We start from the raw sequence: 23628 nt of genomic DNA, 5'->3' as shown, positions 1-23628 counted from the left end.
AGCCTTTTTGGCACAAACGGCGCTAGAGCTTTGCTCGGCGCTTTCGTGATTCAAACTGCAATCGGGCGCAGTATAGGTAGCCGTATTGCTCGCCGAGCTTGCGAGAGCAGAATTTTTAAAATTTGAAAACTCGTCGTTTAAGATCAAAACCTGCTCGCCGTTTTGCGCTTCGCGTTTTAAATTTACGCCACGCAAAATTTTAGACGCGCTAGACTTGCTCGTCGAAATTTTATCCGCTAAATTTCGAGCGGACGAGCTTTTATTTAAAATTTCGCCGCGGCAAAGCTTGGAGTCTTTTTCAGTATCTCGGGGCAATTTTGATCCTGTAGTAAAGCAGCGAGCCGATAAGCGTAACGCCAAATGTCACGGGAAGCGCGATGCTTGGGTATTTAGAGAGCAGCATGATCATCGCAAAGTAGCTAAAAAGCACGCCGAAGATCCCCGCGTAAACGAAGCCCTTTTCGTAGCGATAGGTCACGATGCCGAGGCTTAGCGCAAACAGAAAGCTCGCCAGCGGAAAGAGCGAGACGAGGGTGTAGATGCTAAATTCCTTCCTGCGCTTTTCGCTGCCGCTCATATCGCTCCAGTATCCGATCACGCCGCCTCCGCCGCGGATATTGCGGTCGCTTTGCGTGCGCAGAGTTAGGCTTTCAAACTCGCTTACGTGCCACTGCTCGCCGCCCATCGTGTAAATTTTGCCGTCGTGCAGCATCGCGGAAAAGCTCGCGTTTTCGTTTTTAAACTCGCCGCTGCGCGCTACGATCATCCGCTCGTGATCCTGCGAGTTGCCCGGATTATACAGCACGAGATCCTTATACAGCGTGCTTGTGCCGTTGTTTTCCTGCGAATCGATAAAAACGAGCCAGTCGGAAAATTTCTGCCCGAATTCGTTGGATTTGATATTTAGCGTCGCGCTGATCTTTTTGTAATCAATGAAATTGTCCTTTAAATTTTCGGCTATCGGCATCATAAAAAGCGATACGAAAAGCAGCGCCAAAGAGCACAGCGCGGCGCTTATGCCGAAAAATAGCGCGATCTTGCGCGTGGCGTAGCCGATGGTAAATATTACTATGGTTTCGTTCTCTTTAGAGAGCCTAAAAAGCGAGATGCTAAGCGCTACGAAAAACGCGATCGGCACCGTAAATATGAGTATGCGCGGCAGCATGAAAAGATAGAGCTTTACGAGCTCTGAAAAATTTATCTCGATAAAGGACGTAATGCGCGCGATCTGAAGGAAAAATACGATCGACATTATGATAAAAAGCGTGCTGAAAAGCGACGCGAAGGAACTAACGAAATTGCTAAATAAATAGCGCTGCACCCTATCCATAAATGACGTCCAAGAGCCTTAAAATTTGATCTCTAAAAATAAAAGTAAGAAGCAGCCCCATCGATAAAAACGGCACGAACGGCAGCTCATAGCCTCTTTTGTGCGCGATGAGATACGCAGGCAGCGTCAAAATCGCGCCGATGTAGATCGAGATGCCGCCCAGCTTCCAGCCCAAAATCGCCCCCATAACGCCCGCGATAAAAATATCCGCGCTGCCCATCGCTTCGCGCTTTAGCACGAAGGTGACGATGAGGCGTAGCACGAAAAATATCGCCGCGTATCCCGCCGCCGCGCCTACGCCGCTGAGATTAAAATCATACATCAGCGTATAAGCAAGCGAAAGCGCCGTAACTACGTAAAGAAGGCTCTCCGGTACGGCTTTGTACTCAAAATCGATCGCCGAAAGCGCCATAAGCAAGATAAAGCAAAGCCCAAGCACCGCGGCTTTTGCAAGATCGGGCTCGCCGAAATACGCCGCAAGCGCAAGCGCGCCGCCTAAAAGCTCGACGATCGGGTAGCGGATCGAAATTTTGGTTTTGCAAAAGGCGCATTTGCCGCCCAAAAAGAGCCACGAAAGCAGCGGAATGTTGTGGTAAAATTTTAAAGCGTGAGAGCATTTTGGGCAGTGCGATGCGGGGAAATTTACGCTCTGTCCGCGCGGCAGGCGGTAGATCAGGACGTTGCAAAACGAGCCTACGCAGGTGCCGAATACCGCAAAAATCACGCCGTAAACGATATTTAAATCCATCTTTTTCCTTTGGAACTTTAACTTTTTAAAATTTAATCAAACGCTTTATGGTAGCGAGAAATTTCTTAGTTTTCATTGATTTTTTGCCTCTCGTAAGGGAAAAATTTTACGAAAATCGCCGCCGTGCCTACGCAAAATAAAATGGCTATGAGCCCGGCGATTAGCGGCTCGCCCCATGCCTCATATAATCCGCCGAAAATCAAAAATCCCGCCACCAATATCACGGCGTCCAAAAGATCGAAGTTCAAAGTATCTACGATCCATAAAAACATAATATATGCGCCTATCCCGCTGCCTGCGGATGCCAAAATCCCCATTTTATCGGGGATGAAAGCAAATGCTAGCACAAAAAACACAAGCAGGCAAATGTAGACCGCCAGTATAAATTTCTTTGGTTTTTTATACACGCTGCCGCATCTTGGGCATCTTAGAGTTTTCATCGGCTTTTTGGTAAGCTTTTTGCCGCAACCACATTGTATGTAGTAGCTCATGGCCTTCCTTTCGGTCCTTGCGTGAACGGGCGGCGTGATTTTAAAATTCTGCCGCGTAAATTTACCGCGCCGCGCAACACGGCTCGCGCTAGGGCTTTAAATTTAAAAGGGCGAAATTTAAAATTTCTATGGCGTCGCGCGCTTACATAGTTAAAATTTTAAATTTTATGACGCTGCAAATTAAAATCCTGAAATTTTAAAATTTCTATGGTATCGCGAGCGTCCGCGATTAAATTTTAAAATTTACTGCGTTGCATGCGGCTCTGCAAATTAAAATTTTAAAATTTAAAGCGACCGTTAGAGCGACTGCGCCGCAGCTTAAAGACCGCCGAAGCGGCGTTGTTTGCGACGGAAATCATCCACTATGCGCGCAAGCTCCTCGCGCGTGAAATCCGGCCACAGCGTCGGCGTAAACGCAAGCTCGGCGTAGCTTGCCTGCCAGAGTAAGAAATTCGACAGCCGCTGCTCGCCACCCGTACGCACCAGCAGATCCACGTCGCCGCTGTGCGCGGTATCCAGATGCGCGCCGATGCCCGCTTCGCTTAGTCGCTCGCCGCTTGCAAGCAGCCGCTCGCACGCTCGCACGATCTCGTCTCGCGAGCCGTAGTTGATCGCTAGGTTAAAATTTAGTGCCCGCCCATTTTGAGTTAAATTTGAAAGATATTCGATCTCGCTTCGCAGATCGCCCTCAAAAGCCGATATGTCGCCGATCGGATAGAATTTTATCCCGTTTTGGGTAAATTTTTCGCGGCGCGAAATTAGGAATTTTTGAAGCAGTTTCATCAAAAATTCCACTTCGCTTTTCGGGCGCTTCCAATTTTCGGTGCTAAAGGCGTAGAGCGTGAGGTTTGCGATGCCTTCGTCGATGCAAAACTCGCAGATCTGCTCCACAACCTCCGCGCCTGCTTCGTGCCCGCCGGTGCGCAGCAGACCGCGCTTTTTCGCCCAGCGCCCGTTGCCGTCCATCACGAGGGCTAGATGATTTAGGCTATTCACGGATCAGATTTTTTTCAGCTCAGCCGCGATTTTTAGGGCGACTTCGTCCTTCGGCGCGGTGTCGATTACGACCTGATCGTTTTTCGTGATAAAGGTGACCTTAAGGACGTCGCCGCCGAGCCTAATGATGTCGTCCAGCACGTTTAGGCAGACGGCGTCGAGATGCTTTTCGTTAAGCATGCGTTTGGCCTCGCCGACGGCGTTTTCGCGGTCGGTTTCGAGTTTAAAGCCCACTTTTTTGATATTTCCGCGCACGGAGCTTAAGATATCCTCGTTTTCGCCCAGGCGTAAATTCCAAATTTCGCCGATCTCCGCTTTTTTCACTTTGTCTTTATAGCGCACTTTCGGCGAATAATCGCTTACCGCGGCAGCCATTATCAAATATGCGCCGTCGGGGAATTTTGTGCTGTCAAGCGCCGATTTTAGCCCGATAGTGCTTTCAAATTTAACGAGCTTGTACGGTAAATTTTCATATTCGTTGCTAGAGATCAGCGTCACGTCTGCACCCAGATAAAACAGCGCGTCGGCAATCGCTTTGGAGGTTTTACCGCTGGAGAAATTCGTAATGCCGCGCACGCTATCGATCTTTTCGATCGTCGCGCCTCCGGTGATGATGACGGTTTTATCCTCCCAAAATTTATCGTTGTAAAGCGCGCGCTTTAGCGTCTGCATGATCGCCTCGGTGCTCGCTAGCCCGCCCTTGCCGGTATCGCCACAAGCTAGGGTTTTTTCTATCGGATCCACAAAATACGCATTGACGCTCGCTTTTAGCATATCGATGCAGTTTTTCGTGATGTTGTTTTCAAGTAGCGCGGGATTTGCGGCCGGCGCGATGACTACTTTGACGTGGGCAAAAGCCGCGTTTAGCACCTCTAAAAATACGTTGTCGCAGACGCCCCACGCGAGCTTGTTTATTGTATTTGCCGTTGCAGGCGCGATCAAAACCAAATCCACCTTAGAATAAGCGATGTGGTTGATGCCCGCCTGCCAGTTCTCGTTGGCTTTGCAAAGCACGGGGTGATCGCACAGCGCCTCGAATGCCTTGTAGCTGACAAACTCCTGCACGCCGTCGCTAAGCGCGACATAGACGTCGAAATTCGACTTTTTCAGAGCGGATAAAATTTCAAACGCTTTGTAAAAACTGATACTCCCGCAAACCGCCAGTAAAACCTTTTTCTTACTCATCTTCGCTCCTAAAAAATTTATGGAAAAACCCATCTTTGTTGATTTGTTTGCTTCGGCTGATCGCCAGCGCGCCGCTCGGAACGTCGCTCGTAACCGTCGTGCCCGCAGCGATTATGACGTCGTCGGCTATCCGCACGGGCGCTACTAGCTGCGTATCCGAGCCGATGAAGACATTTTTGCCGATTATTGTTTTGTATTTTTTCTTGCCGTCGTAGTTGCACGTAATCGTGCCGCAGCCGATATTGCTGCCCTCATCGATCTCGCAATCCCCAAGATAGCTTAAATGCCCCGCCTTGATCTTGTTTACTTTCGCGTTTTTAAGCTCGACGAAATTTCCGATATGAGTGCCTATAACTTCGCATTTTGGGCGCAGATGCGCCATCGGACCGATGTCGGAGTTTTTTACGACGCTATCTTCGATGACGCAGCCGCTTTTGATGAGCGAGCTTTCGATCACGCAAGGACCGATGATGCTTACGTTTTCTTGCAGCTCGCATTCGCCGATAAATTTCGCTCTGCTATCGATGTAGATGCTTTGCGGTAGGCGCATCAAAACGCCTTGCTTCATCAGATTTTCTTTGATCTCGTTTTGCATTAAATTTTCGGCGATGCTGAGGGCGAGCTTATCGTTTATGCCCATGAAGCTTTGCTCGTCCACCCACACGGCGGCGCATTTTAAGCCCATATCTTTGGCGATTTTGATTGCATCCGTGAGGTAGTATTCTTTTTGCGCGTTATCTGGTTTGATCTGCGGCAGAATTTGTTTCAATGCCTCGCTTTTGAAGCAGTAGCAGCCGGCGTTTGCGTCTTTTACCGCCTTTTCTTCCTCGTTTGCGTCCTTTTGCTCGACGATCTTTAAAATTTCGCCGCCGCGAGTAATTACGCGACCGTATCCGAATGGATCGCGTGCGCTAAAAACGCTTAAATTTACTTCCGCGTCCCCCTCGCAGAGTTTGCGAAGCTCGGCGCTTTTTACCAAAGGCATATCGCCGCAGATTATGAGCGTTTTGGCTCCGCTGATTTCGACCTCTTTTAGTCCGCCCGCAGTGCCGGGGAAATGCTCGTGATCTTGTTTGTAAATTTTAGCGTTTGGGAACTGCGCTAGAACCGCGCTTTTAACCTCGTCGAATTGATAGTGTAAAATCACGCTCACGTCGTTTGAAATTTCGTAAGCTTTCTTTAAGATGTGGATTATCATCGGCTCGCCGCAAAGCTCGAAAAGAACTTTAGCTTTTTGCGACTTCATCCGAGTGCCGAGTCCTGCGGCAAGAACTATAACCGAAACGTCGTTCATTTTTACCCTTAAATTTCAAAAATCGGATAATTTTAACACATTTAAAATAAATAAAAACCTAAATTTATGCCGCGCGGGCGAAATTTAAATCCCAAATTCAACTAAAATTTTATAAAATTCCGCCTAAATTTTAAAGCTTAGGCGGACGTTTTGAAAAAACTGATTTTGGTTACTTGTATTTGGGCTTTTAGTTTCTCGCTGATAGGCGAGTTTTTGCGCGGCATAGACAGCGCGTATTTGGCATTTTCGCGCGTATCATTGGCGCTAATTTGTTTTTTGCCGTTTATGAAATTTCGCGGCGTAAATCCCGCCCTGGCGCTTAAAATTTGTGCCGTGGGCGCCGTACAGATCGGCGTGATGTATATCTTCTACTACCGCAGCTTTGCGTATTTGAAGGTCTATGAGGTGGCGCTTTTTACGATATTTACTCCGTTTTACGTGACGCTACTTTACGATGCGCTTAAGCTTAGATTTCGCGCGCTATATCTTTTCAGCGTCGCAGTCGCGGTGCTTGGGGCTTTGGTGATCAAATTCGGCGCGATAAATTCCGAGTTTTTGACGGGCTTTTTGCTCGTACAAGGCGCAAATTTATGCTTCGGGCTCGGGCAGAGCGCGTATAAATTTATGCTGGAGCGCCACGGTTTTAGCGAGCAGAAGGAGCTTTTCGGCTATTTTTTCGTCGGAGCTACCGCGGTTACGGCGATTGCCGCGATCGTGCTTGGGGATTTTTCTAAATTTAATCCCAGCTTCTCGCAAGGCGCAGTGATCGTGTATCTGGGCACGGTAGCCAGCGCTTTAGGGTATTTTTTGTGGAACAAAGGCGCGTGCGAAGTCGATAGCGGCGTGCTTGCGATTATGAATAACGCGCTCATCCCCGCAGCGATCGTCGTAAATTTGGTATTTTGGCAAAAGGATGCCGATCTGGCGCGCCTACTTGTGGGCTCGGCGCTGATTTATGTTTCGCTAATTTTACATAAAAAGATTATGAAATTTTACGCCCTGCGCGAGCAAAGAATTTAGTATTTAACTAAAATTTTATATTTTTACATTAGAATTAGCCCTTATTTTATTTGAAGTTGGCAAAATGAAAAAAACCTTGAAATTTATCGTCTCTATCGTACTTATCTTTATTGCGATATATTTCTTATACGGTAAATTTTTTAAGCAAGAAGAGGCGCCGAAAGCCCTTACCACAAAGCTTGAAAAGGGTGATATTAGAGGCACGGTGACGGCTGCGGGGGAGGTTTACGCCAGGGATTTGGTAGACGTGGGCGCGCAGGTAAGCGGTCAGATCAAAAAGCTCTACGTCAAAGTAGGCGATAAGGTTCAAAAGGGCGATATGATCGCACAGATCGACTCGGTCACTCAAGAAAACGAGATCGCGCAGCAAAAGGCGCAGCTTCTAATCCACGAAGCAAATTTAGCTTCGGCAAAGATCGCCGCGGCAAACGCCAAAACGCAGTATAACCGCGAGCTTGAGCTGTATAAAAGAAACGCCGCTTCCAAAGAGGCTGTGGAAAACGCCAAAAATAGCGCCGCTTTAAAAGAGGCCGAGCAGAAGCAGATCGAGGCGCAGATCGAGCAGACCAAACTTCAGCTAAGCACCGCGGAGACGAATTTCGGCTACACCAAAATCACGGCTCCGATAAGCGGCACGATCGTTTCGATGCCGGTAGAGGAGGGCAAGACGGTAAATTCCAACCAAACTACGCCTACGATCGTAAAGATCGCCGATCTAAGCAAGATGGAGATCAAGATGCAGATAGCAGAGGGTGATATATCCAAAGTAAAGGTTGGAATGGACGTAGAATACTCCATACTATCGGATCTGGATAATATCAAAAAGGCTAAAATTTACAAGATCGATCCGGGTCTTACCACGCTTAGCGACGGGACGTACGATAAAACCTCTAGCGGTTCGTCCTATTCTTCGAGCAGCAGCGACAGCGCGATCTATTTTTACGCAAAGATGCTCGTGGATAACGAAAACGATTTTTTAAAGATCGGAATGACGACCGAAAATAACATAATTGTAAGCGAAGCGAATAATACGAGCTACCTGCCTACCTCCGTCATTAAGCGCGACGGGGGAGGCGATTACGTCACGGTGCTTAACGGCAAAGAGCCCGAGCAGCGATACGTAAAAACGGGCATCAGCGACGATCTGAATACCGAAATTTTAAGCGGGCTTGATGAAAAAGATGAGGTACTCATCGCCGACGGAAAAGCCGCGCCGTTAAATATGGACGGGCCTCCGATGGTGTTTTAGTTAAAATTTTATGGTGTAAAGATGCTAGAGCTTAAAGATATAAACAAAAAATTCATTCTCGGCGATAACGAAATCCACGTACTAAAGGACGTAAGTTTAAATATCGAAGCGGGCGAGTTTATATCGATAATCGGGCAATCCGGAAGCGGAAAATCGACGCTGATGAATATAATCGGCTGCATCGATACGCCAAGCAGCGGAAGCTACAAGATCGATGGTCGCGAGACCGCGAATTTAAGCGGCGATGAGCTTGCGGCGCTTAGAAGCAAAAAATTCGGCTTCGTCTTTCAAAAATACAATCTCATCGCCACGATGGATGCTACCGCAAACGTCTCGCTGCCTGCGGTGTATGCGGGCGTAGGGGCGAGCGAACGGACGAAACGAGCGGTGGAGCTTTTGGATAAGCTGGAGCTTGGCGATCGCACCAAAAATTTACCGAGCAAGCTTAGCGGCGGGCAACAGCAGCGCGTAAGTATCGCCCGCGCTCTGATAAACGGCGGCGAAGTGATTTTGGCGGATGAGCCTACCGGCGCGCTTGATAGCAAAAGCGGCGAGACGGTGATGCAAATTTTAACGGCGCTGCACAAAGAGGGTCACACCATCATCATAGTTACGCACGATGCGCATATCGCGGAATTTGCGGATCGTATCATCGAGATCAAAGACGGCAGAATTTTAAGCGATAAAAGAAAGGCGGAACGGGTTTTTGAGCGCAAAAAAGAGGAGATTAAAACGAAAAATTCCTTTATATTTTGCAAAGATCAACTCATAGAGAGCTTTAAAATGTCGATTAGCGCGATATTTTCGCATAAACTAAGATCGATTTTGACGATGCTTGGTATCATCATCGGCATCGCCTCGGTTATCTGCGTCGTTGCCCTCGGTAACGGCTCACAAGAAAGAATCATATCTCAGATCCGCGCTATCGGCACCAATACGATAAATATCTATCCCGGCAAAAATTTCGGCGATGTGCGGGCGGGCTTCGTGAGCACCCTTACGATAAGCGATTCTAAAGTTTTGGCGCGCCAGCCCTACGTCGATTACGCTACACCAAATGCTTCTGCAAGCGGTACGGCAACCTATGCGAATTTAAGCTCCAAGGCTCAACTGCGCGGTGGTGGCGTGAATTCTTTGGCGGTTAATGGCATAGATATAGAAGATGGTAGAAATTTTAGCGACGATGATATTAAAAATTCTGCCTCTGTCGCGATTATCGATCCCAACACCAAAAAAACATTTTTCAAAAACACCGATCCTATCGGCAAGACGATTTTATTTTCGGGTAAGCCACTTAAGATCATAGGAGTTTCGGGCAAGGATAAAAACGCCTTCGGAAGCAACGAAAATTTAAGAATTTACGCGCCGTACTCAACTGTGATGAATAAAATCACGGGCAATCGAAAAATCAGCTCTATCACCATCAAAATAAAAGACGATGTCAATACTCAAGTGGCCGAAGAGAGCCTAACTCAGCTACTTATCCAAAGACACGGCTCGCGGGATTTTCATACGATGAACGCAGATACTATCAAACAAACAATACAAAGCACTACCGGCACGATGACGATTTTGATCTCATCGATTGCGGTTATCTCGCTCGTCGTCGGCGGCATCGGCGTGATGAATATCATGCTCGTAAGCGTCACCGAGCGCACGCGCGAGATCGGCATCAGGATGGCGATCGGCGCGAAGCAATCCAACATTTTGCAGCAGTTTTTGATAGAGGCGATCTTGCTTTGCTCGCTGGGCGGAGCTTTAGGAATTTTAATCGCTTTGGCGCTTGGATTTGCATTTAATACCATAAGCCCAGATTTTGCGATGAAATTTACTACCGCGCCTTTCGTGATCGCCTTTGCAGCGTCGTCCGCGATCGGTATAATTTTCGGCTATCTGCCGGCAAGAAACGCCAGCAGATTAAATCCGATAGATGCTTTAGCACAAGAATAATCAAGGAGAGAAAATGATAAATTCCAAAGTAATTTTAAGCGGCGTTTTAGCTGTTTTTATCGGCGGTTGTGCCTCAAATCAAAGTGAGGTCGAATTTAAACCTGTAGAGCATTTCAAGGACGAAAATGCAAGCTATGAAATCGATACGCTGTGGTATAAAAAATATGGCGAATCATATCTAAATAAGCTTGTAGATCAAGCCCTTGCGAATAACTACGATCTAAAAACAGCGGCTTTAAACGTTGAGAGTGCTTATGCAAATTTAGGGCTAAGCAGGGCTGATCTTTTTCCTACGCTAAGTAGCTCGTGGAGTGCGGGCGCTAATCGCGACATAAGCACCGGCTCGAATTGGAACAAAACCTATAGCTCTGGTTTTAACGTAAGCTATGAGCTTGATCTTTTCGGCAAGATCCGCTCGGCGGTAAATGCCGAGGGCTGGAACGCTAAAGCCAGCGAGTTTGACCTTGAAAATACTCGCCTGACTCTTATAAATTCTGTCGTAAGCGGCTACTTCGAAATGCTTTATTTAAACGATTCCCTAAAATGGACAAAACAGAATTTAAGCGATTACCGAGAGATCGAAAAGATAATCAAGGCAAAATATGATTACGGCAAGTCCGAACAGCTAGATTACAGGCAGATTCAAAATTCTATTCTAGGGCTTGAAAACAAGGTATTAAGCATTCAAAAAAATATTGAGGATAATCATAAATATATGAGAAATCTCATCTCCTCCAGCTTGCAATTTGATGATAACACAGATTCGATAAATTCCATAGAATTCCAAGGCGTTGATCTAAATGTGCCTTACACGGCGCTTGCTAACCGCCCCGACATTAGAGCCGCGATCGCTAGGTTAAATTCCAGTTTTTACGACGAACAGACCGCTAAGTTAAATTTTTTTCCTAGCGTAAATTTAGGTGCAGGGCTTACTAATGGGCAAGGCGTGAGCGCTAATGATAGCTTCAAGCTAAATTTTTTAAGTGGCAACGTAAGCATAAGTCTGCCGTTTTTGGATTATGCGAGGGTTGAAAACCGCCTTAAAATTTCGGAGATCGCTTTTCGTAAAAACGTCGTAAATTACGAACAGACGCTCTCTAACGCTACGAATGAGGTGCTAAATTTATATAGAATTTATCAGATCAATCTGGCTAGCCTTAAAAATTTAAGTGCCGCTTATGACGAAAAGGCGCGTATTGCCGATCTTTACGCCGCGAAATACGAAGCTGGCTCAAGTGAGCTGAAGGATATGCTAGAAGCCCGCACCGACGCCGTAAATGCCAAGATAAACGAGCTAAATCAAAGATATTTGACGCTTCAAAACGAGGCGGCGATCTATCGCGCGATGGCAGGTAAATTTAAACGCAAATGAAAAAGGCTTTGATATTTTGGCTGCTTTGTGGCGCGATATTTGCTGATTCTATGGTACTAAGTGCGCAAGATGGTGCAGTAAGCCTTAGCGCCAGCGCTTACGTTGCGAACGATAAACAATCAGAATTTGAGAAAAACCATAGTGAAATTCTGCTAAATCGTCAAAAAAATGAACTAGATAGGCAAAGCCTGCAAAATAATTTGCAACGTGAATCAAAAGGCCTAGGCGACCACGATGATTTTTCGATGAAAAAACAGCCGATGCAAGATATCAAGGAGCGAAACAATAAAAATGAGAAGGACTTAAAACTGCGCCGTAAAAAGCTGCAAGGCGACGCTTATCGGCGCTAGGGCTGCTTTTGTTTATCGGTTTTTAAGTAAAGTTTCTATAAAATCTCCGCTTTACATTTTCTTAAAGGAACAGTTATGAAAAGAACGTACCAACCTCACAATACCCCTAAAAAGCGCACTCACGGCTTTCGCGTCCGTATGAAAACAAAAAACGGTCGCAGAGTTTTAAGTGCAAGACGCGCTAAAGGCAGAAGAAGATTGGCTGCGTAGGCGAATTTGCTGCGATAAGCGATAGCAGGGTTTTTTCGGAGGTTTATAAAAGTGCGGCAAAGTGGCATTGCGAATGCGCTGTCGTGTATTTTTTAGCTAGCGAAGAGCGTAAATTTAGCGCAGTCGCCAGTAAAAAAATAGGCAATTCAGTTACGCGAAATTACGCTAAAAGACGTTTGCGCGCCGCATTTTATAATCAAAAAGACGCCATTGTTAGCGGAATTTTTATATTAATCGCAAAAAAGCGGATCATAGATATGAGCTTTGAAGACATTGAGCGAAATTTAAAATGGGCGTTTAAAAAGATCGGCGCAGTAAAATGAAGAGATTTTTTATAGCCGCGATCGGGTTTTATCGAAAATTTATTTCGCCTTTGCTACCGCGCTGTTGCCGTTATTATCCGAGCTGTTCGGAATACGCGCTTTATGAGTTTAAGTTTAACGGCGTCTTTGGCGCGCTCTGCGCCGTAACGGCTAGAATTTTAAGATGCAATCCGCTCTTTAGCGGCGGCATAGATTATCCGATAATCGCGCGAAATTTCAAATTTTGCGTATTTTCAAAAACCTGCGAAGGCGGCTTTAACGCGCGCGCGGAGAAATTTAAGCTTTGGTTTATACCATATAAAAAAAATAGATATTACGTCATACGACTAGGAGAAAATAGTGCTAGATAAACTTCCTCAATCAAAGCGCCTTGCTATCGCAATAGCAATTGCGCTCATATTTTTCGTAGCTTACGATCATTTTTATTTATCAAAAATTCGCGCCGCTATGGAGGCAAACGCAACCGCGGCGCAAATCGCGCAAAAAAATGCCGCCAAGTCCGCTCCGCAAACTACCGCCGCTGGCGTGAGCGCGCAGGGAGCGAATTTAAATACCACAAATTCCATCTTTGCACCGTTAGTACGCGTAGTCGGAAAAGAAGCAAATTTTACGATCGACGGGCTCGGTCGCATAAGCTCGTATATACTAAACGATGCGAAATTCCGTGACGAAAACGGCGATGCGATAAATTTGATCGATCCTAAATCACATTCTAAACCGCTTGAGATGCGCTTCGAGGACGCGGCGTTGAATGCGATGGCTTTCGATACTCCTTACAGCGCCTCATCTAACGAGCTTGACGCACGAAATGGAGAGGCTAGCGTTACGTTAAGTCAAAGTTTAGGCGCCGTTAGCATAAATAAAATTCTTACCTTTTATCCAAATGGTAGTTATAAATTGGATCTGAAGTTAAGCGGCAATGCGCGTTATTTTATCAGCCCTGGCTCGCGCCCGAACGTAGAAGTAGATAGCTATACGGTTCACGGCGTCATTGTAGGAAAACCGGGCGACGCTGGAATTTCAGATAAAATCGCTTCATTTTTTACGGGCTCGCAGGCTATAAACGAAAGCGTAGAAATTTTTAAAGATGGCGACGTGGATAAAAACGAGCGAATAAGTGGCGCAAATATCGCTGCGAGCTCGGATCGTTATTATACGACGCTATTTTACGGAGAAAGCTTGAATGTGACCGTGACTGACGCAGATAAAATTTCGCAGGTTTTCATAAGCTCGGACGGCGATCTTAGTCTTACAGGCTATATCGGCGCGAAAGATCACGCGACGCTAAGCTCGATAAATCCTGCTCTTACGCACATTATCGAATACGGCTGGTTTACCTTCATCGCCCGCCCGATGTTTAAATTTCTAAACTGGTTGCACGGCTATATCGGTAACTGGGGTTGGTCGATCGTAGTGCTTACGCTCATCATCCGCCTAATCTTATTCCCGCTAAGTTACAAGGGAATGCTATCGATGAATAAGCTAAAAGATCTGGCACCTAAGATGAAGGAGCTTCAGGAGAAATACAAGGACGATAAGCAGAAGCTGCAGATGCATATGATGGATCTGTATAAGAAAAACGGCGCCAATCCAATGGGCGGCTGCTTGCCAATACTGCTTCAGATACCGGTATTTTTCGCGATCTACCGCGTGCTACTTAATGCGATCGAGCTAAAGGGTGCGGAGTGGGCGCTGTGGATCCACGATCTGTCACTTAAAGATCCATATTACATCCTGCCGATTACGATGGGAATTTTGATGTTTTTGCAGCAAAAGATTACGCCGACTACATTTACCGATCCGATGCAAGAGAAGATGATGAAATTCTTGCCTCTTATTTTTACGGTATTTTTCGTAATGTTTCCTGCGGGTCTTACGCTATACTGGACGGTCAATAACTTCTGCTCCATTATCCAGCAATACGTCATTAATAAAGCCTTTGCTAGGCATAAACAAGCTCAAATAGCGGAGAAAAAATCATGATAATTGAAGCAGAAAATTTAAAAGACGCATATAATAAAGCAGCAGCTGAGCTTGGATGCTCGGTAACGCAGCTTAACGTGCGCGTGCTGCAGCATCCAAGCGGCGGATTTTTGGGCCTTTTTAAGAAAAATGCCATTATAGAAGCGGTTCTCGAAGGGGAAAAATTTAGTGAAAATCCGGAATTTAGCGCCTCTCAAAACAAAACCGGCAAAGCAGAGAAAAAGCAGGGCGACAAATCAGAGTCTCAAAGTCCTCGCGCCACGCATTCTAAACATCGCAAAGAAAAGCAAAAGGGCGTTGTGACGGATGAAATTTTATCCGATATCAAAGAGAAGCTATCTGCACTTTTTAGATCAAGCGAGTTTAATATCGAAGTTAGCGATGTTAGCAAAATCGACGAAAATACCGTCTATATCAAGCTGCAAGGCGAGGATAGCGCGCTTTTGATAGGCAAAGAAGGACACCGCTACAAGGCACTTTCGTATATGATTTACAACTGGATCAGCATCAGATATGATCTTGCTGTGGTTTTTGAAATCGCGGAATTTTTACAAAATCAAGAACGATTTATCGATTCTTATGTAAATGCGCTCGTGGAACGCTCCGGAAATGAGCGTATCGTCACGAAGGCTTTTGATGGCGCATTTATCAAAATCGTAGCCGACAAGCTAAAACAAGCATATCCGGATCGTTTCGTGGGCATCAAATCCACGCGTAGCGGCAAAATCGTCATCGTAGACGAAAAAAGCTAATCGTGAGCGAGACTATCGCCGCTATCGCTACGGCTCACGGCATCGGCGGAATTTGTATAGTTAGAATTTCAGGCGAGGAAGCGCTATCTATCGCTCTAAGCCTTTCACATCGCAGTTCTTTGCGCCCTCGCTATGCCACGCTTGTAAATCTTTTTGACGCGTTCGGCGAGGCGTTCGGCGAGGCGATTTTGATATATTTCAAGGCTCCGCATAGCTTTACCGGCGAGGATGTCGTAGAAGTGCAGACCCACGGCGGCTTTACGGCTTCGTCCTTGGCGTTAGATGCCGTGCTGGCTCTGGGTGCGCGCATAGCAAATCCGGGCGAGTTTAGTAAGCGAGCGTTTTTAAACGGCAAAATGGATCTTAGTAAAGCCGAAGCCATAAGCGATCTGATTAATTCGCGCTCGCAAAGTGCGGCTAAAATTTTATCGCGCAGCCTGCGAGGCGAGCTAGCAGACTTCGTCGCAAATCTGCGCGCGGCTCTGGTTAAGACGCTAGCTTTTGTCGAGGTTTGCATCGACTACGCGGAGGACGATCTGCCTTCTGATGTGCTGCAAAACTCGCAAGAAATGCTTAGCCAAAATATCGCTTCTCTAGAAAAAATCACTCGCATCAGCCGCAGCCGAAAGGGATTGATCGAGGGCTTTAAGGTGGCGATTGTGGGTAAGCCCAATGTCGGTAAATCAAGCATTTTGAACTCTATGCTGAGCTTTAGTCGCGCTATCGTGAGCGACGAAGCGGGCACTACGCGCGATCTCATCGAAGAAAGCCTGCAGATAGGCACTCATCTAATCCGTATAGTCGATACTGCAGGTATCAGACACAGCGGCTCAAAGCTCGAAAGTATCGGCATTTCATATTCGCTTCGCGCTGCAAGCGAGGCAGACGTGATTTTGGCGGTGTTTGACGCAAGTCGCGAATGGGATGCTGAGGACGCGCAGATCCTAAAAATATTGCGCGAACAAAAAGGCAAAAAAATCATCTACGTTTTAAATAAATGCGACTTGCCGCGTAAATTTCATCCTAGCGCGGAGGATCTTGGCGAGGATTTAGAGGCTTTTTCTGCAAACAATTTCGCAGTCAAAAATCCCATACCGGAGAATTTCACAGCCGAAAATTTAAAGCAAAGTCGGACCTGCGACGCTTCTTTAAATTCCTGCGCGCAGAATTTAAAAGCTAAAAATTTAAAGCGTGACTTAAGCGCGCAAAATTCTACTTCCACAAATTCCGTGCTTACAAGCCAAATAGCTCTTGCGAATTCCATAAATCTGATGGAACAGAATTCCGCCGCAAAAGCGGGACTATCATCGCCAAATACCGAGCGCTCTACTACAAGCTGTGCTGCGGAGAATTTTACTCAAGATGATTCCAAACAAAATTCTGCAAATTCCATCGCGCCTAATAGCTCTGCAATAAATTCCGTTAGGCAAACTACCCAAACAAATTCCATTTTTGCGCCGCTTGAAATTTCTGCAAACGAGGGCGTGGACAAAATTTTAACCGCGCTGCAGAGCTACTTAAATTCTCAAAATTTCGATGGTCTTATGCTAAGCAATGAGCGGCAAATTCTATCTTGCGAGAGCGCGCTTACCGCTCTTAAAAATGCGAGCGAGCGTCTAGCTTGTGGCGAGCTTGAGCTTTTTGCATTTGAGATAAATCGCGCGATTGAGGCGATTGCACGTATTTCGCGTCCATTTGAGCGAGACGAGATTCTAGACGAAATGTTTAGCAATTTTTGCCTCGGCAAATAGCGTTTTAGCTACTAATTAGCCAAAATTCAATATAATCTCGCATTTAAAATGAGGTCTTTATGAAGGAAAAAATCCAATATTTTTTGGCGCTGGGTCTGATAAAATTTGCAAAATTCGCGCCGAAAAGCTTCATATTCGCATTTTTCGATAAGCTCGCACTTTTTGCATCGTGGAAGCTTAGCAGGCGCGTTAAAGTCGCACAAGACAACCTTCGCGCCGCCTATCCGCAAAAAAGCGAAAGTGAGCTTCACGCTCTTGCGATCGAGAATTTTCGCAGTATCGCTAGGACGCTTACCGACACGCTTTTATTTTATAATGGTAGACTAAAATTTGATGATCTGATTTCAAACGGCGAGCAGGCGCTAGAGCGCGTCCGAGAGCTAAAAGGTGATAATCCGCACGGGATTTTATTTTTTACCGCGCATTTTGGAAATTGGGAAATTTTAGCTAATTTTTTCGGTGCCAATGGCTTTCCCGTCTCGGTAGTCGGGCGTCGCAGCGATAATGAGTTGATCGAGGAGCGGCTCGTGGTGCCCTTTCGCGAGCGCTACGGCAACGACCTCATTTATAAAGACGATGCGATGCGCAGGCTCGTACAGGCACTAAAACAAGGACGCAACGTAGGCATTCTGCCCGATCAAAAGCCAGGCCCTAAAAACAGCCTGATTACGACCTTTTTTGGACGACAGTGCTACACCACGAAGACTATCGCGTCGCTTTATTTGAAATTTCGCCCCGTGCTGATACCAATTTTTGCGCGCCGCGGAGAGGATGATCGCTACGAGATCGTGATAAAGGATTTCCCGCCGCTACCTGAAGGGCTAAATAAGGACGAAGCCGAGCTGTTTATCACGCAAAAGTGCAACGACATTTTCGAAGAGGTCGTGCGAACCGCGCCGCAGCAGTGGTTTTGGATACACAAACGATGGAAGATGGACTGATGGCGCGGCAAATTTCAAGAGGCGAGAGCAAACAGGGCGTCATAAGAAATTTATCCGCTCCGCAGAGCTCGCGCCTTTTTGCAAAAGAGCAAAGCGTCGTAAATTTAGGTAGTGCCGCGCGAGAAGGTAAAATTTTAAATCGCGAAAGCTCTATGACGATCGCTGTCGTCGCGCGAGATTGTAAAAATTCGGACCTCAAAAATTTCATATCGGTTTGCGGTAGCCCCTCTTACACTTTGCGGCGCGAAAGCTTTAGAGATAAAAATTTAAGAGCGGGCGCCTCAGATTGCGCGTGGCACGCAGGCGGCGGACCTCTAAATTTAAACAGCGAAAACTCCGCTGCAAATCCGCCCGCCGCTAAAAATCCGTATCGAAAAGCGCTCATCTTAAGCGACGGCCGCAAGGGGCACGAGAACCAAAGCATCGCATTTTGCGAGCTAAAAGGGCTTGAGTTTTGCCTTTGTAGGATCGCTTACGCAAACAAGCTTCTTAAACTCTGCTCCTACGTGCTTGATTTTTTCGGGCTTTATTTTAAAATTTTTAAGTGCGATCTTGGCGGGAGTGGCACGGCGGCGGACCGTAAAAACGGATCAAATTTAAATAGTCCCGCTTTAAATAGCTCCGCCTCGCAAAATAGCGTAAATTTAGACGCCGCGCCGAATGGCACCAATTCAGATGCCGTATCATATAGCGCAAATTTAGATGCCTCAGCAGATCGCAATTTAAATTTCGCAAATTTCGATCTATTTGTAGGCGCGGGCTCCACGAGCTATTACGCGCTGAAATTTTACGCGCGCAGATACGCAAAGCCGAGTGTAGCACTAATGTATCCGAAAGGCTACCGCAAGGATTTTAGCGTCATCATCGCAGGCGCGCATGATCGCCCAAAGCCGCGCGCGAACCTTAAAATTTCGCCCGTCTCGCTTAGCTTTTCGCGCCCGCAGGGGCTGTATCAGCCGCAGCGCAAATCCATCGGATTTATTATCGGCGGACCGAATTCCTGCTTTGAGATGGGGGATGAAATTTTAAAGCAGGTAGAGACCGTAAGGGCGCAGGTTGCGGACTGCGAGTTTGCGCTAACGACCTCTCCGCGCACGCCGCGAGCTACAGAGAGCGCGCTAGCCAAGCTTAGCTGGGATTACAGCGTGATTTATAGCCGCGAGCCCATAAATCCGATCGGCGATTTTTTGGCGCAGTGCGAGTGGGTTTTTATTAGCGAGGATAGCGTCTCGATGATAAGCGAGGCCGTATCTAGCGGGAGCGCGAGCGTAGCCATTTTGAGCTTAAAACGCAAAGACGCTCATAATAAATTTGACGATTTTATAAGTTCTCTCGTTTCTTCGGGATATGCTAGGCGCTACGATGAAGCGCTAAAAAAGACCGCGAAGTACGATCTGAAGGAATTTGTTAGGGAGATAGAGTTATGAGGGTCGTGCAAATCCTGCCAGAGCTGAACGAAGGCGGCGTCGAGCGCGGCGTAGTCGAGCTAAATAGGGAGTTTGCGCGGCGCGGCATCGAAAATTTCGTTATCAGTAACGGCGGCAAATTGGCGCCAAAGATAGAAAACGAGGGCGGCGTACACGTACAGCTCGACGTTTGCTCCAAAAATATCCTAAGCGCTCCGGCGCGCGTTTTAAAGCTGCGTAAAATTTTAAACGAAATTTCTCCAGACATCGTGCATGTCCGCTCCCGCGTGCCGGCGTGGTTGGTTAAATTTGCTCGTCCGCATGCAAAGATCGTAAGCACCGTGCATGGGATAAATTCTGTAAATTTCTACAGTAAAATCATGACGGATGCGGACGCGATCATCTGCCCTAGCGGCTATGCGCGCGATCACGTGGTGCGAAGCTACGGCGTGGATGCGGCCAAGATCACTATTATTCCGCGCGGTATCGATCTAGTAAAATTTAATCCAAAAAATTTAGACGAGCGCTTTATCGCGGAATTTCGGCAGAATTTTAACCTTGCGCAGGATGATTTCATCGTCTCGGGCGTTGGGCGTATCACGCAGATTAAGGATTACAAAACCCTGATCCGCGCCGCGGCTTTAGCAAGCGAACAAAATCTTAAAATTTTGATCGTAGGCGGCGTGGGAGCGGGTCGCGACGAGTATTTTTCCGAGCTAAAATCGCTCGTAGAGGGGCTTGGTCTCTGCGAGCGCGTAATTTTTGCAGGTTCGCAGAGCAAGGTGGCCGAGATTTACTCGCTCTCGTCGGTCACGGTAAGCGCTTCAAGCAAGCCCGAGAGCTTTGGGCGCTCGATGGCTGAGGCGATAGCGCTCAACTGCCCGGTGATCGCGACCCGCCACGGCGGCGCGCTGGATATCGTAAGAGAGGGCGAAAACGGTTATTTTTTTGACGTGGGCGACGCACAGGCGCTGGCGAGGCTGGTTGCCCCCGCGCGCGAGCTGAAATTTGACGGCTACGGCTACGTTTCGCAAAACTTCAGCCTAGAGCAGATGGTAGAAAAAACGATAAAGGTTTATGAGAGTTTAATATGAAAAAATTTTTTTACGAAAACGGCGCGCCTAGCGGCTGGAGAATCACATTTTTAACGCTGCTGCTTCTTTGGTGCGCGTCGCTGTTTTTTAAAAACGCGGTCTATCAGATCTCCTTTGCGGCGCTAAATTTATTCTTTTTGGCGCATCTATTGTATTTTAAAAACTACGCAATCCTAAGCAAAATTTTGAAAAAAACGCGATTTATCGCGATCTGCTTCGTCTGTTTAGTGGCGACGCTAGCGATTTCAAACCTCCTAAACGAGGCCGTGATCTCAAAAAAAGCATGGCAGAGCACGCTATTTTTCGTGCTTCGATACGGCACAATATTTTTGGCGCTTTGCTATTTTTACAAGCTTAAATTTTTTGATCAAAACGCCGTTTTTGCTTTTTTGTTCGTGGGGCTTGGAATTTTATCGGCGAGCGCGATCTATCAGTTTGTAAGTAGTCCTGATGCGATCGTCTTTTCAAACAATTCCGCTCGCGGCGGACTTAGCGGAGTGCTTTCGAACCGCAATATTTTAGGGCTTTTTATGGGCTTTGGGCTCTGCCTTAGCGCGGTGGCGATACGGCGGTCTTTGGCGCTTAAATTTGCGGCTTTATTTTTATTCGCGTTTTTTATGATCTTTTCATTTTCCAGAGCGGCATGGGTTGGCGCGTTTTGCGCGCTTGTGTTTTATGGCGCGCTAAATTTAAAGAGTTTAAATAAAAAATACCTACTTTTCACGGTGGGTTTCATCGCACTTTTTGCCGTTTTGCTTGCGCTTTCGCCCTCGTTTGAGCAAAGGCTAGCCGCGCTATTTAGCGGCGATTCTTCAGGCAGGACCGTGATTTGGAGCTATATTTTGGAAATGGCGCAGCAAAAGCCTATCTTGGGCTACGGGCTGGGCTCATATATAAATTTGCCGGGCTCCCCGGTCCTAGAGCATCCTGAATATAACGCGCCGCACAATCTATTTTTAGAAATTTTACTTTATAGCGGCGCGCTCGGGCTCATCTTCTACGGCTTGATCCTATTTAGCGTTTTTAAGGAGTGCATTCAAAGCAAGCAATTTGGGGTTCTCACGCTTCTGATATATCTTTTGATAGATTGCCAGTTCGACCACGGCGCGTATCTGTCGAAAGAAGCGCTAAGCCTGGCTACGATACTAAGCTTTTTGGCCTATCGCATGAGGATCGAGCGATGATCTACGCGGCGGTTTTGGCTTTTGCGGCGCTTTTTGCGTGGTTTTGCCTGCGCTTTGCGTGGTGGGCGAAGGATCTGCCTTACGAGTATCCGCGCGTGCTGATGTATCATATGATCCGCGAGCATCTGCCAAAGCATGCCTCTAAATTTAACCGCCTACGCGTAACCCCCGCCGCGTTTGAAAAACAGCTTGCGTGGCTGAAGCGAAACGGCTTTACGAGCTACACTCTAAGCGAGCTTGCAAGCTTGGATAAAAAGCCCGCAAAGGCGGTTTGTATTACCTTCGACGACGGGTATCGCGATAATCTTACGGGCGCCCTGCCTCTTTTGCAAAAATACGGCTTTAAGGCGACGATTTTCATCGTGAACCGGCGCTTTGAGGGGAATTGGGCGACCGATAAGGATCTGAAAAAATCAAGCGACGAGCTAAATCGCGAGGAGATGTTAAGCAACGAGGAGGTCCGCGAGCTTTTGCGAAGCGGCCTCATCGAGATCGGCTCGCATACGCTCGATCACGCAAACTTGCCTAGCTTGGGTGCGGCAGAGCAGCTGCGTCAGATGAGCGAATCAAAGCGCGAAATAGAGGCGAAATTTGACATTTCTTGCAGCGCCTTTGCCTATCCGTTCGGCTTTTACGACGAGATTAGCGTGCGCTGCGCGCGCGAGGCGGGCTTTAGCTGCGCCGTTACGACGCAAAACGACGTGTTGCGCCCTCACTACTCAAATTTTGAAATTCCGCGTATCATGGTTAGCGGCAGGCAGGGGCTTTTTAGCTTCATTTTGAAGATGAAGAAGGGCAGAAATAGATGAAAATCGCCTATCTTTGCTGCTCCAGATTTTACGGCGGCGTCGAAAAGATCGTGATCGACTCGCTAAATGAGCTTTGCAAAAGCGAGCAGGCGGCGCTCATCGTGCCCGATAGATGCGAGTTTTTGCAGCGTCTGGATGCTCGCGTGCAAATTTACCAGTACAAAAGCCGCGACAAGCGCTACAATCCGTTTTTGTTCGCTGAAATTTATCGGTTTTTACGCTCGGGCGGATTTGAAATTTTACATTCGCACGGTGCCAAAGCCGCACAGATTGGCTTTGTAATTGAAAAATTTTTAAATCTTAAGCTCGTTGCGACCAAACACAACGATCGCAAGGCGCCCGTTTTCGATCGCGTGCGAAACGTCATCGCAGCCTCTCGCAAGGTCGCAACCACGATAAATCACGCCGCGAAGGTGATATATTTCGGCATAGAGCCGCGGCGGGAGTTTGTAAATCATGAAATTCTCGCGCGCTGCAAGGACGCGGAGGGCGCTGCAAACGAAGCGCTCAAGGAAACAAAGGATGCGTGCGGCGACTCGGCTGGCGGCACGTTCGCGTCGCAAAATATGACTGGCATTGTGTTTGCGTCGCAAAATACGCCTTTGGATGCGGACGCATCGCAAAATAAGACCGGCAGCGTATTCGTATCGCAACAGGGCGCAAACGCAGCGGCGGAAAATTTTAAATTTAGCATCGTCGCGGTCGGCAGGCTCGATAAGATCAAGGGTTTTGATCTTTTGATCCGCGCCGCAAGCGAGCTGAAATTTGATTTCGAGCTTAAAATTTACGGTCAGGGCGGCGAGAGGCAAAATTTGCAAAATTTAATCGATTCGCTAAATTTGCAGGACCGCGTGCGGCTATGCGGCTTTTGCGATGACGTTGCGGCAACTCTTGCCGCGTCGCACCTGCACGTGATCAGCTCGCGCAAGGAGGGCTTTCCGGTGATTTTGATCGAAGGTATTTTTTATTCGCCCGTGCTGATATCTACCCGCGTGGGCGGAATTCCAGAGATTCTAGATGAAGAATTTTTATACAATGTCGAAAATTTAAGTGATAAAATTTATGAAATTTATACAGAATATGAAAAATTTGTTGGGGATTTTTGTAAAAAACATGTTGGATTTAGAGATATTTTAAGATTGCAAAATTATATTACTTTTCTTAAAAAATATTATGAAGAACTTGATTGA

The 23628-nt window shown here is 47.0% G+C and carries 24 protein-coding genes; 17 read left to right on the top strand and 7 right to left on the bottom strand.

Going from position 1 to position 23628, the window contains the following annotated elements:
* The 7 genes from Q0140_RS02665 to glmU form a co-directional block, all read right to left on the bottom strand.
* Positions 1-315 (bottom strand): hypothetical protein (locus tag Q0140_RS02665; RefSeq protein WP_297961534.1); only part of this gene is annotated, 315 nt, incomplete at its 3' end.
* Positions 299-1330, bottom strand: coding sequence for an LptF/LptG family permease (locus Q0140_RS02660; RefSeq protein ID WP_177387932.1), 1032 nt, complete (start codon positions 1328-1330; stop codon positions 299-301). The genes Q0140_RS02660 and Q0140_RS02665, both read right to left, overlap by 17 nt.
* On the bottom strand, positions 1323-2078 hold the full coding sequence (locus Q0140_RS02655) for an A24 family peptidase (RefSeq protein WP_297961531.1): 756 nt from the start codon (positions 2076-2078) through the stop codon (positions 1323-1325). Before Q0140_RS02655 ends, Q0140_RS02660 begins: the two co-directional genes overlap by 8 nt.
* Positions 2079-2143: 65 nt before the next feature.
* A complete protein-coding gene (locus tag Q0140_RS02650; protein WP_297961528.1) occupies positions 2144-2569 on the bottom strand; it encodes a hypothetical protein in 426 nt (141 codons plus the stop codon).
* A 318-nt stretch (positions 2570-2887) separates the two neighbouring features.
* A complete protein-coding gene (gene uppS / locus Q0140_RS02645) occupies positions 2888-3565 on the bottom strand; it encodes a polyprenyl diphosphate synthase (protein WP_297881135.1) in 678 nt (225 codons plus the stop codon).
* 3 nt (positions 3566-3568) lie between these two features.
* Positions 3569-4750 (bottom strand): bifunctional phosphopantothenoylcysteine decarboxylase/phosphopantothenate--cysteine ligase CoaBC, encoded by a 1182-nt coding sequence (coaBC, locus tag Q0140_RS02640; RefSeq protein WP_297961525.1) that lies wholly within the window; start codon positions 4748-4750, stop codon positions 3569-3571.
* The gene (gene glmU, locus Q0140_RS02635; protein WP_297961522.1) at positions 4743-6044 is read right to left on the bottom strand and encodes a bifunctional UDP-N-acetylglucosamine diphosphorylase/glucosamine-1-phosphate N-acetyltransferase GlmU; all 1302 of its coding nucleotides are present in this window, start codon (positions 6042-6044) and stop codon (positions 4743-4745) included. The genes coaBC and glmU overlap by 8 nt, the downstream gene beginning before the upstream one ends.
* Before the next feature lie 150 nt (positions 6045-6194).
* On the opposite strand from glmU, the gene Q0140_RS02630 reads away from it, so the two are divergent.
* The 17 genes from Q0140_RS02630 (at position 6195) to Q0140_RS02550 (ending at position 23628) form a co-directional block, all read left to right on the top strand.
* Positions 6195-7064: an EamA family transporter gene (locus Q0140_RS02630; protein WP_297961519.1), complete on the top strand. Its 870-nt coding sequence runs from the start codon at positions 6195-6197 to the stop codon at positions 7062-7064.
* Between the two features lie 64 nt (positions 7065-7128).
* On the top strand, positions 7129-8313 hold the full coding sequence (locus tag Q0140_RS02625) for an efflux RND transporter periplasmic adaptor subunit (protein ID WP_297943311.1): 1185 nt from the start codon (positions 7129-7131) through the stop codon (positions 8311-8313).
* A 21-nt stretch (positions 8314-8334) separates the two neighbouring features.
* Positions 8335-10263 (top strand): MacB family efflux pump subunit, encoded by a 1929-nt coding sequence (locus Q0140_RS02620; protein ID WP_297961515.1) that lies wholly within the window; start codon positions 8335-8337, stop codon positions 10261-10263.
* A gap of 13 nt (positions 10264-10276) precedes the next feature.
* A complete protein-coding gene (locus Q0140_RS02615; RefSeq protein ID WP_005873225.1) occupies positions 10277-11635 on the top strand; it encodes a TolC family protein in 1359 nt (452 codons plus the stop codon).
* Positions 11632-11985 (top strand): hypothetical protein, encoded by a 354-nt coding sequence (locus tag Q0140_RS02610; protein ID WP_297961512.1) that lies wholly within the window; start codon positions 11632-11634, stop codon positions 11983-11985. The genes Q0140_RS02615 and Q0140_RS02610 overlap by 4 nt, the downstream gene beginning before the upstream one ends.
* 75 nt (positions 11986-12060) lie before the next feature.
* Positions 12061-12195, top strand: coding sequence for a 50S ribosomal protein L34 (rpmH, locus tag Q0140_RS02605; RefSeq protein WP_005873223.1), 135 nt, complete (start codon positions 12061-12063; stop codon positions 12193-12195).
* Positions 12183-12518 carry a ribonuclease P protein component gene (gene rnpA / locus Q0140_RS02600; protein WP_314442401.1) on the top strand — a complete coding sequence of 112 codons (336 nt, stop codon included), beginning with the start codon at positions 12183-12185 and terminating at the stop codon, positions 12516-12518. Before rpmH ends, rnpA begins: the two co-directional genes overlap by 13 nt.
* Positions 12515-12868, top strand: a complete 354-nt coding sequence (yidD, locus tag Q0140_RS02595; RefSeq protein ID WP_297961509.1) for a membrane protein insertion efficiency factor YidD — start codon at positions 12515-12517, stop codon at positions 12866-12868. The genes rnpA and yidD overlap by 4 nt, the downstream gene beginning before the upstream one ends.
* Positions 12858-14501: a membrane protein insertase YidC gene (yidC, locus tag Q0140_RS02590; protein WP_297961507.1), complete on the top strand. Its 1644-nt coding sequence runs from the start codon at positions 12858-12860 to the stop codon at positions 14499-14501. The genes yidD and yidC overlap by 11 nt, the downstream gene beginning before the upstream one ends.
* A complete protein-coding gene (locus tag Q0140_RS02585; protein WP_297961504.1) occupies positions 14498-15253 on the top strand; it encodes a Jag N-terminal domain-containing protein in 756 nt (251 codons plus the stop codon). Before yidC ends, Q0140_RS02585 begins: the two co-directional genes overlap by 4 nt.
* A gap of 2 nt (positions 15254-15255) precedes the next feature.
* Positions 15256-17004 carry a tRNA uridine-5-carboxymethylaminomethyl(34) synthesis GTPase MnmE gene (gene mnmE, locus Q0140_RS02580; RefSeq protein WP_297961501.1) on the top strand — a complete coding sequence of 583 codons (1749 nt, stop codon included), beginning with the start codon at positions 15256-15258 and terminating at the stop codon, positions 17002-17004.
* 59 nt (positions 17005-17063) lie between these two features.
* Positions 17064-17945, top strand: coding sequence for a lysophospholipid acyltransferase family protein (locus Q0140_RS02575; RefSeq protein ID WP_297961498.1), 882 nt, complete (start codon positions 17064-17066; stop codon positions 17943-17945).
* Positions 17915-19372, top strand: a complete 1458-nt coding sequence (locus tag Q0140_RS02570) for an ELM1/GtrOC1 family putative glycosyltransferase (RefSeq protein WP_297961495.1) — start codon at positions 17915-17917, stop codon at positions 19370-19372. Before Q0140_RS02575 ends, Q0140_RS02570 begins: the two co-directional genes overlap by 31 nt.
* Entirely contained in the window at positions 19369-20445 is a 1077-nt protein-coding gene (locus tag Q0140_RS02565) for a glycosyltransferase family 4 protein (RefSeq protein WP_297961492.1), read from the top strand. Before Q0140_RS02570 ends, Q0140_RS02565 begins: the two co-directional genes overlap by 4 nt.
* Positions 20442-21629 (top strand): O-antigen ligase family protein, encoded by a 1188-nt coding sequence (locus Q0140_RS02560; protein ID WP_297961489.1) that lies wholly within the window; start codon positions 20442-20444, stop codon positions 21627-21629. Before Q0140_RS02565 ends, Q0140_RS02560 begins: the two co-directional genes overlap by 4 nt.
* Positions 21626-22438, top strand: a complete 813-nt coding sequence (locus Q0140_RS02555) for a polysaccharide deacetylase family protein (RefSeq protein WP_297961486.1) — start codon at positions 21626-21628, stop codon at positions 22436-22438. Before Q0140_RS02560 ends, Q0140_RS02555 begins: the two co-directional genes overlap by 4 nt.
* Complete coding sequence (locus tag Q0140_RS02550; RefSeq protein ID WP_297961483.1) at positions 22435-23628, top strand: glycosyltransferase; 1194 nt, start codon at positions 22435-22437, stop codon at positions 23626-23628. Before Q0140_RS02555 ends, Q0140_RS02550 begins: the two co-directional genes overlap by 4 nt.

It is taken from the genome of uncultured Campylobacter sp. (genome assembly GCF_938045405.1).
GTDB lineage: Bacteria > Campylobacterota > Campylobacteria > Campylobacterales > Campylobacteraceae > Campylobacter_B.
Note: the sequence above shows the minus strand (reverse complement) of the source record. Positions and strands in the feature narration are given on the sequence as shown.

Bases quoted from the DNA above. Each gene is read 5' to 3' on its own strand.
- Q0140_RS02660 (WP_177387932.1), bottom strand. From the start codon at position 1,330: ATGGATAGGGTGCAGCGCTATTTATTTAGCAATTTCGTTAGTTCCTTC.
- Q0140_RS02655 (WP_297961531.1), bottom strand. From the start codon at position 2,078: ATGGATTTAAATATCGTTTACGGCGTGATTTTTGCGGTATTCGGCACC.
- Q0140_RS02650 (WP_297961528.1), bottom strand. From the start codon at position 2,569: ATGAGCTACTACATACAATGTGGTTGCGGCAAAAAGCTTACCAAAAAG.
- coaBC (WP_297961525.1), bottom strand. From the start codon at position 4,750: ATGAGTAAGAAAAAGGTTTTACTGGCGGTTTGCGGGAGTATCAGTTTT.
- glmU (WP_297961522.1), bottom strand. From the start codon at position 6,044: ATGAACGACGTTTCGGTTATAGTTCTTGCCGCAGGACTCGGCACTCGG.
- Q0140_RS02625 (WP_297943311.1), top strand. From the start codon at position 7,129: ATGAAAAAAACCTTGAAATTTATCGTCTCTATCGTACTTATCTTTATT.
- Q0140_RS02620 (WP_297961515.1), top strand. From the start codon at position 8,335: ATGCTAGAGCTTAAAGATATAAACAAAAAATTCATTCTCGGCGATAAC.
- Q0140_RS02615 (WP_005873225.1), top strand. From the start codon at position 10,277: ATGATAAATTCCAAAGTAATTTTAAGCGGCGTTTTAGCTGTTTTTATC.
- Q0140_RS02610 (WP_297961512.1), top strand. From the start codon at position 11,632: ATGAAAAAGGCTTTGATATTTTGGCTGCTTTGTGGCGCGATATTTGCT.
- rpmH (WP_005873223.1), top strand. From the start codon at position 12,061: ATGAAAAGAACGTACCAACCTCACAATACCCCTAAAAAGCGCACTCAC.
- yidD (WP_297961509.1), top strand. From the start codon at position 12,515: ATGAAGAGATTTTTTATAGCCGCGATCGGGTTTTATCGAAAATTTATT.
- Q0140_RS02585 (WP_297961504.1), top strand. From the start codon at position 14,498: ATGATAATTGAAGCAGAAAATTTAAAAGACGCATATAATAAAGCAGCA.
- Q0140_RS02575 (WP_297961498.1), top strand. From the start codon at position 17,064: ATGAAGGAAAAAATCCAATATTTTTTGGCGCTGGGTCTGATAAAATTT.
- Q0140_RS02565 (WP_297961492.1), top strand. From the start codon at position 19,369: ATGAGGGTCGTGCAAATCCTGCCAGAGCTGAACGAAGGCGGCGTCGAG.
- Q0140_RS02560 (WP_297961489.1), top strand. From the start codon at position 20,442: ATGAAAAAATTTTTTTACGAAAACGGCGCGCCTAGCGGCTGGAGAATC.
- Q0140_RS02555 (WP_297961486.1), top strand. From the start codon at position 21,626: ATGATCTACGCGGCGGTTTTGGCTTTTGCGGCGCTTTTTGCGTGGTTT.
- Q0140_RS02550 (WP_297961483.1), top strand. From the start codon at position 22,435: ATGAAAATCGCCTATCTTTGCTGCTCCAGATTTTACGGCGGCGTCGAA.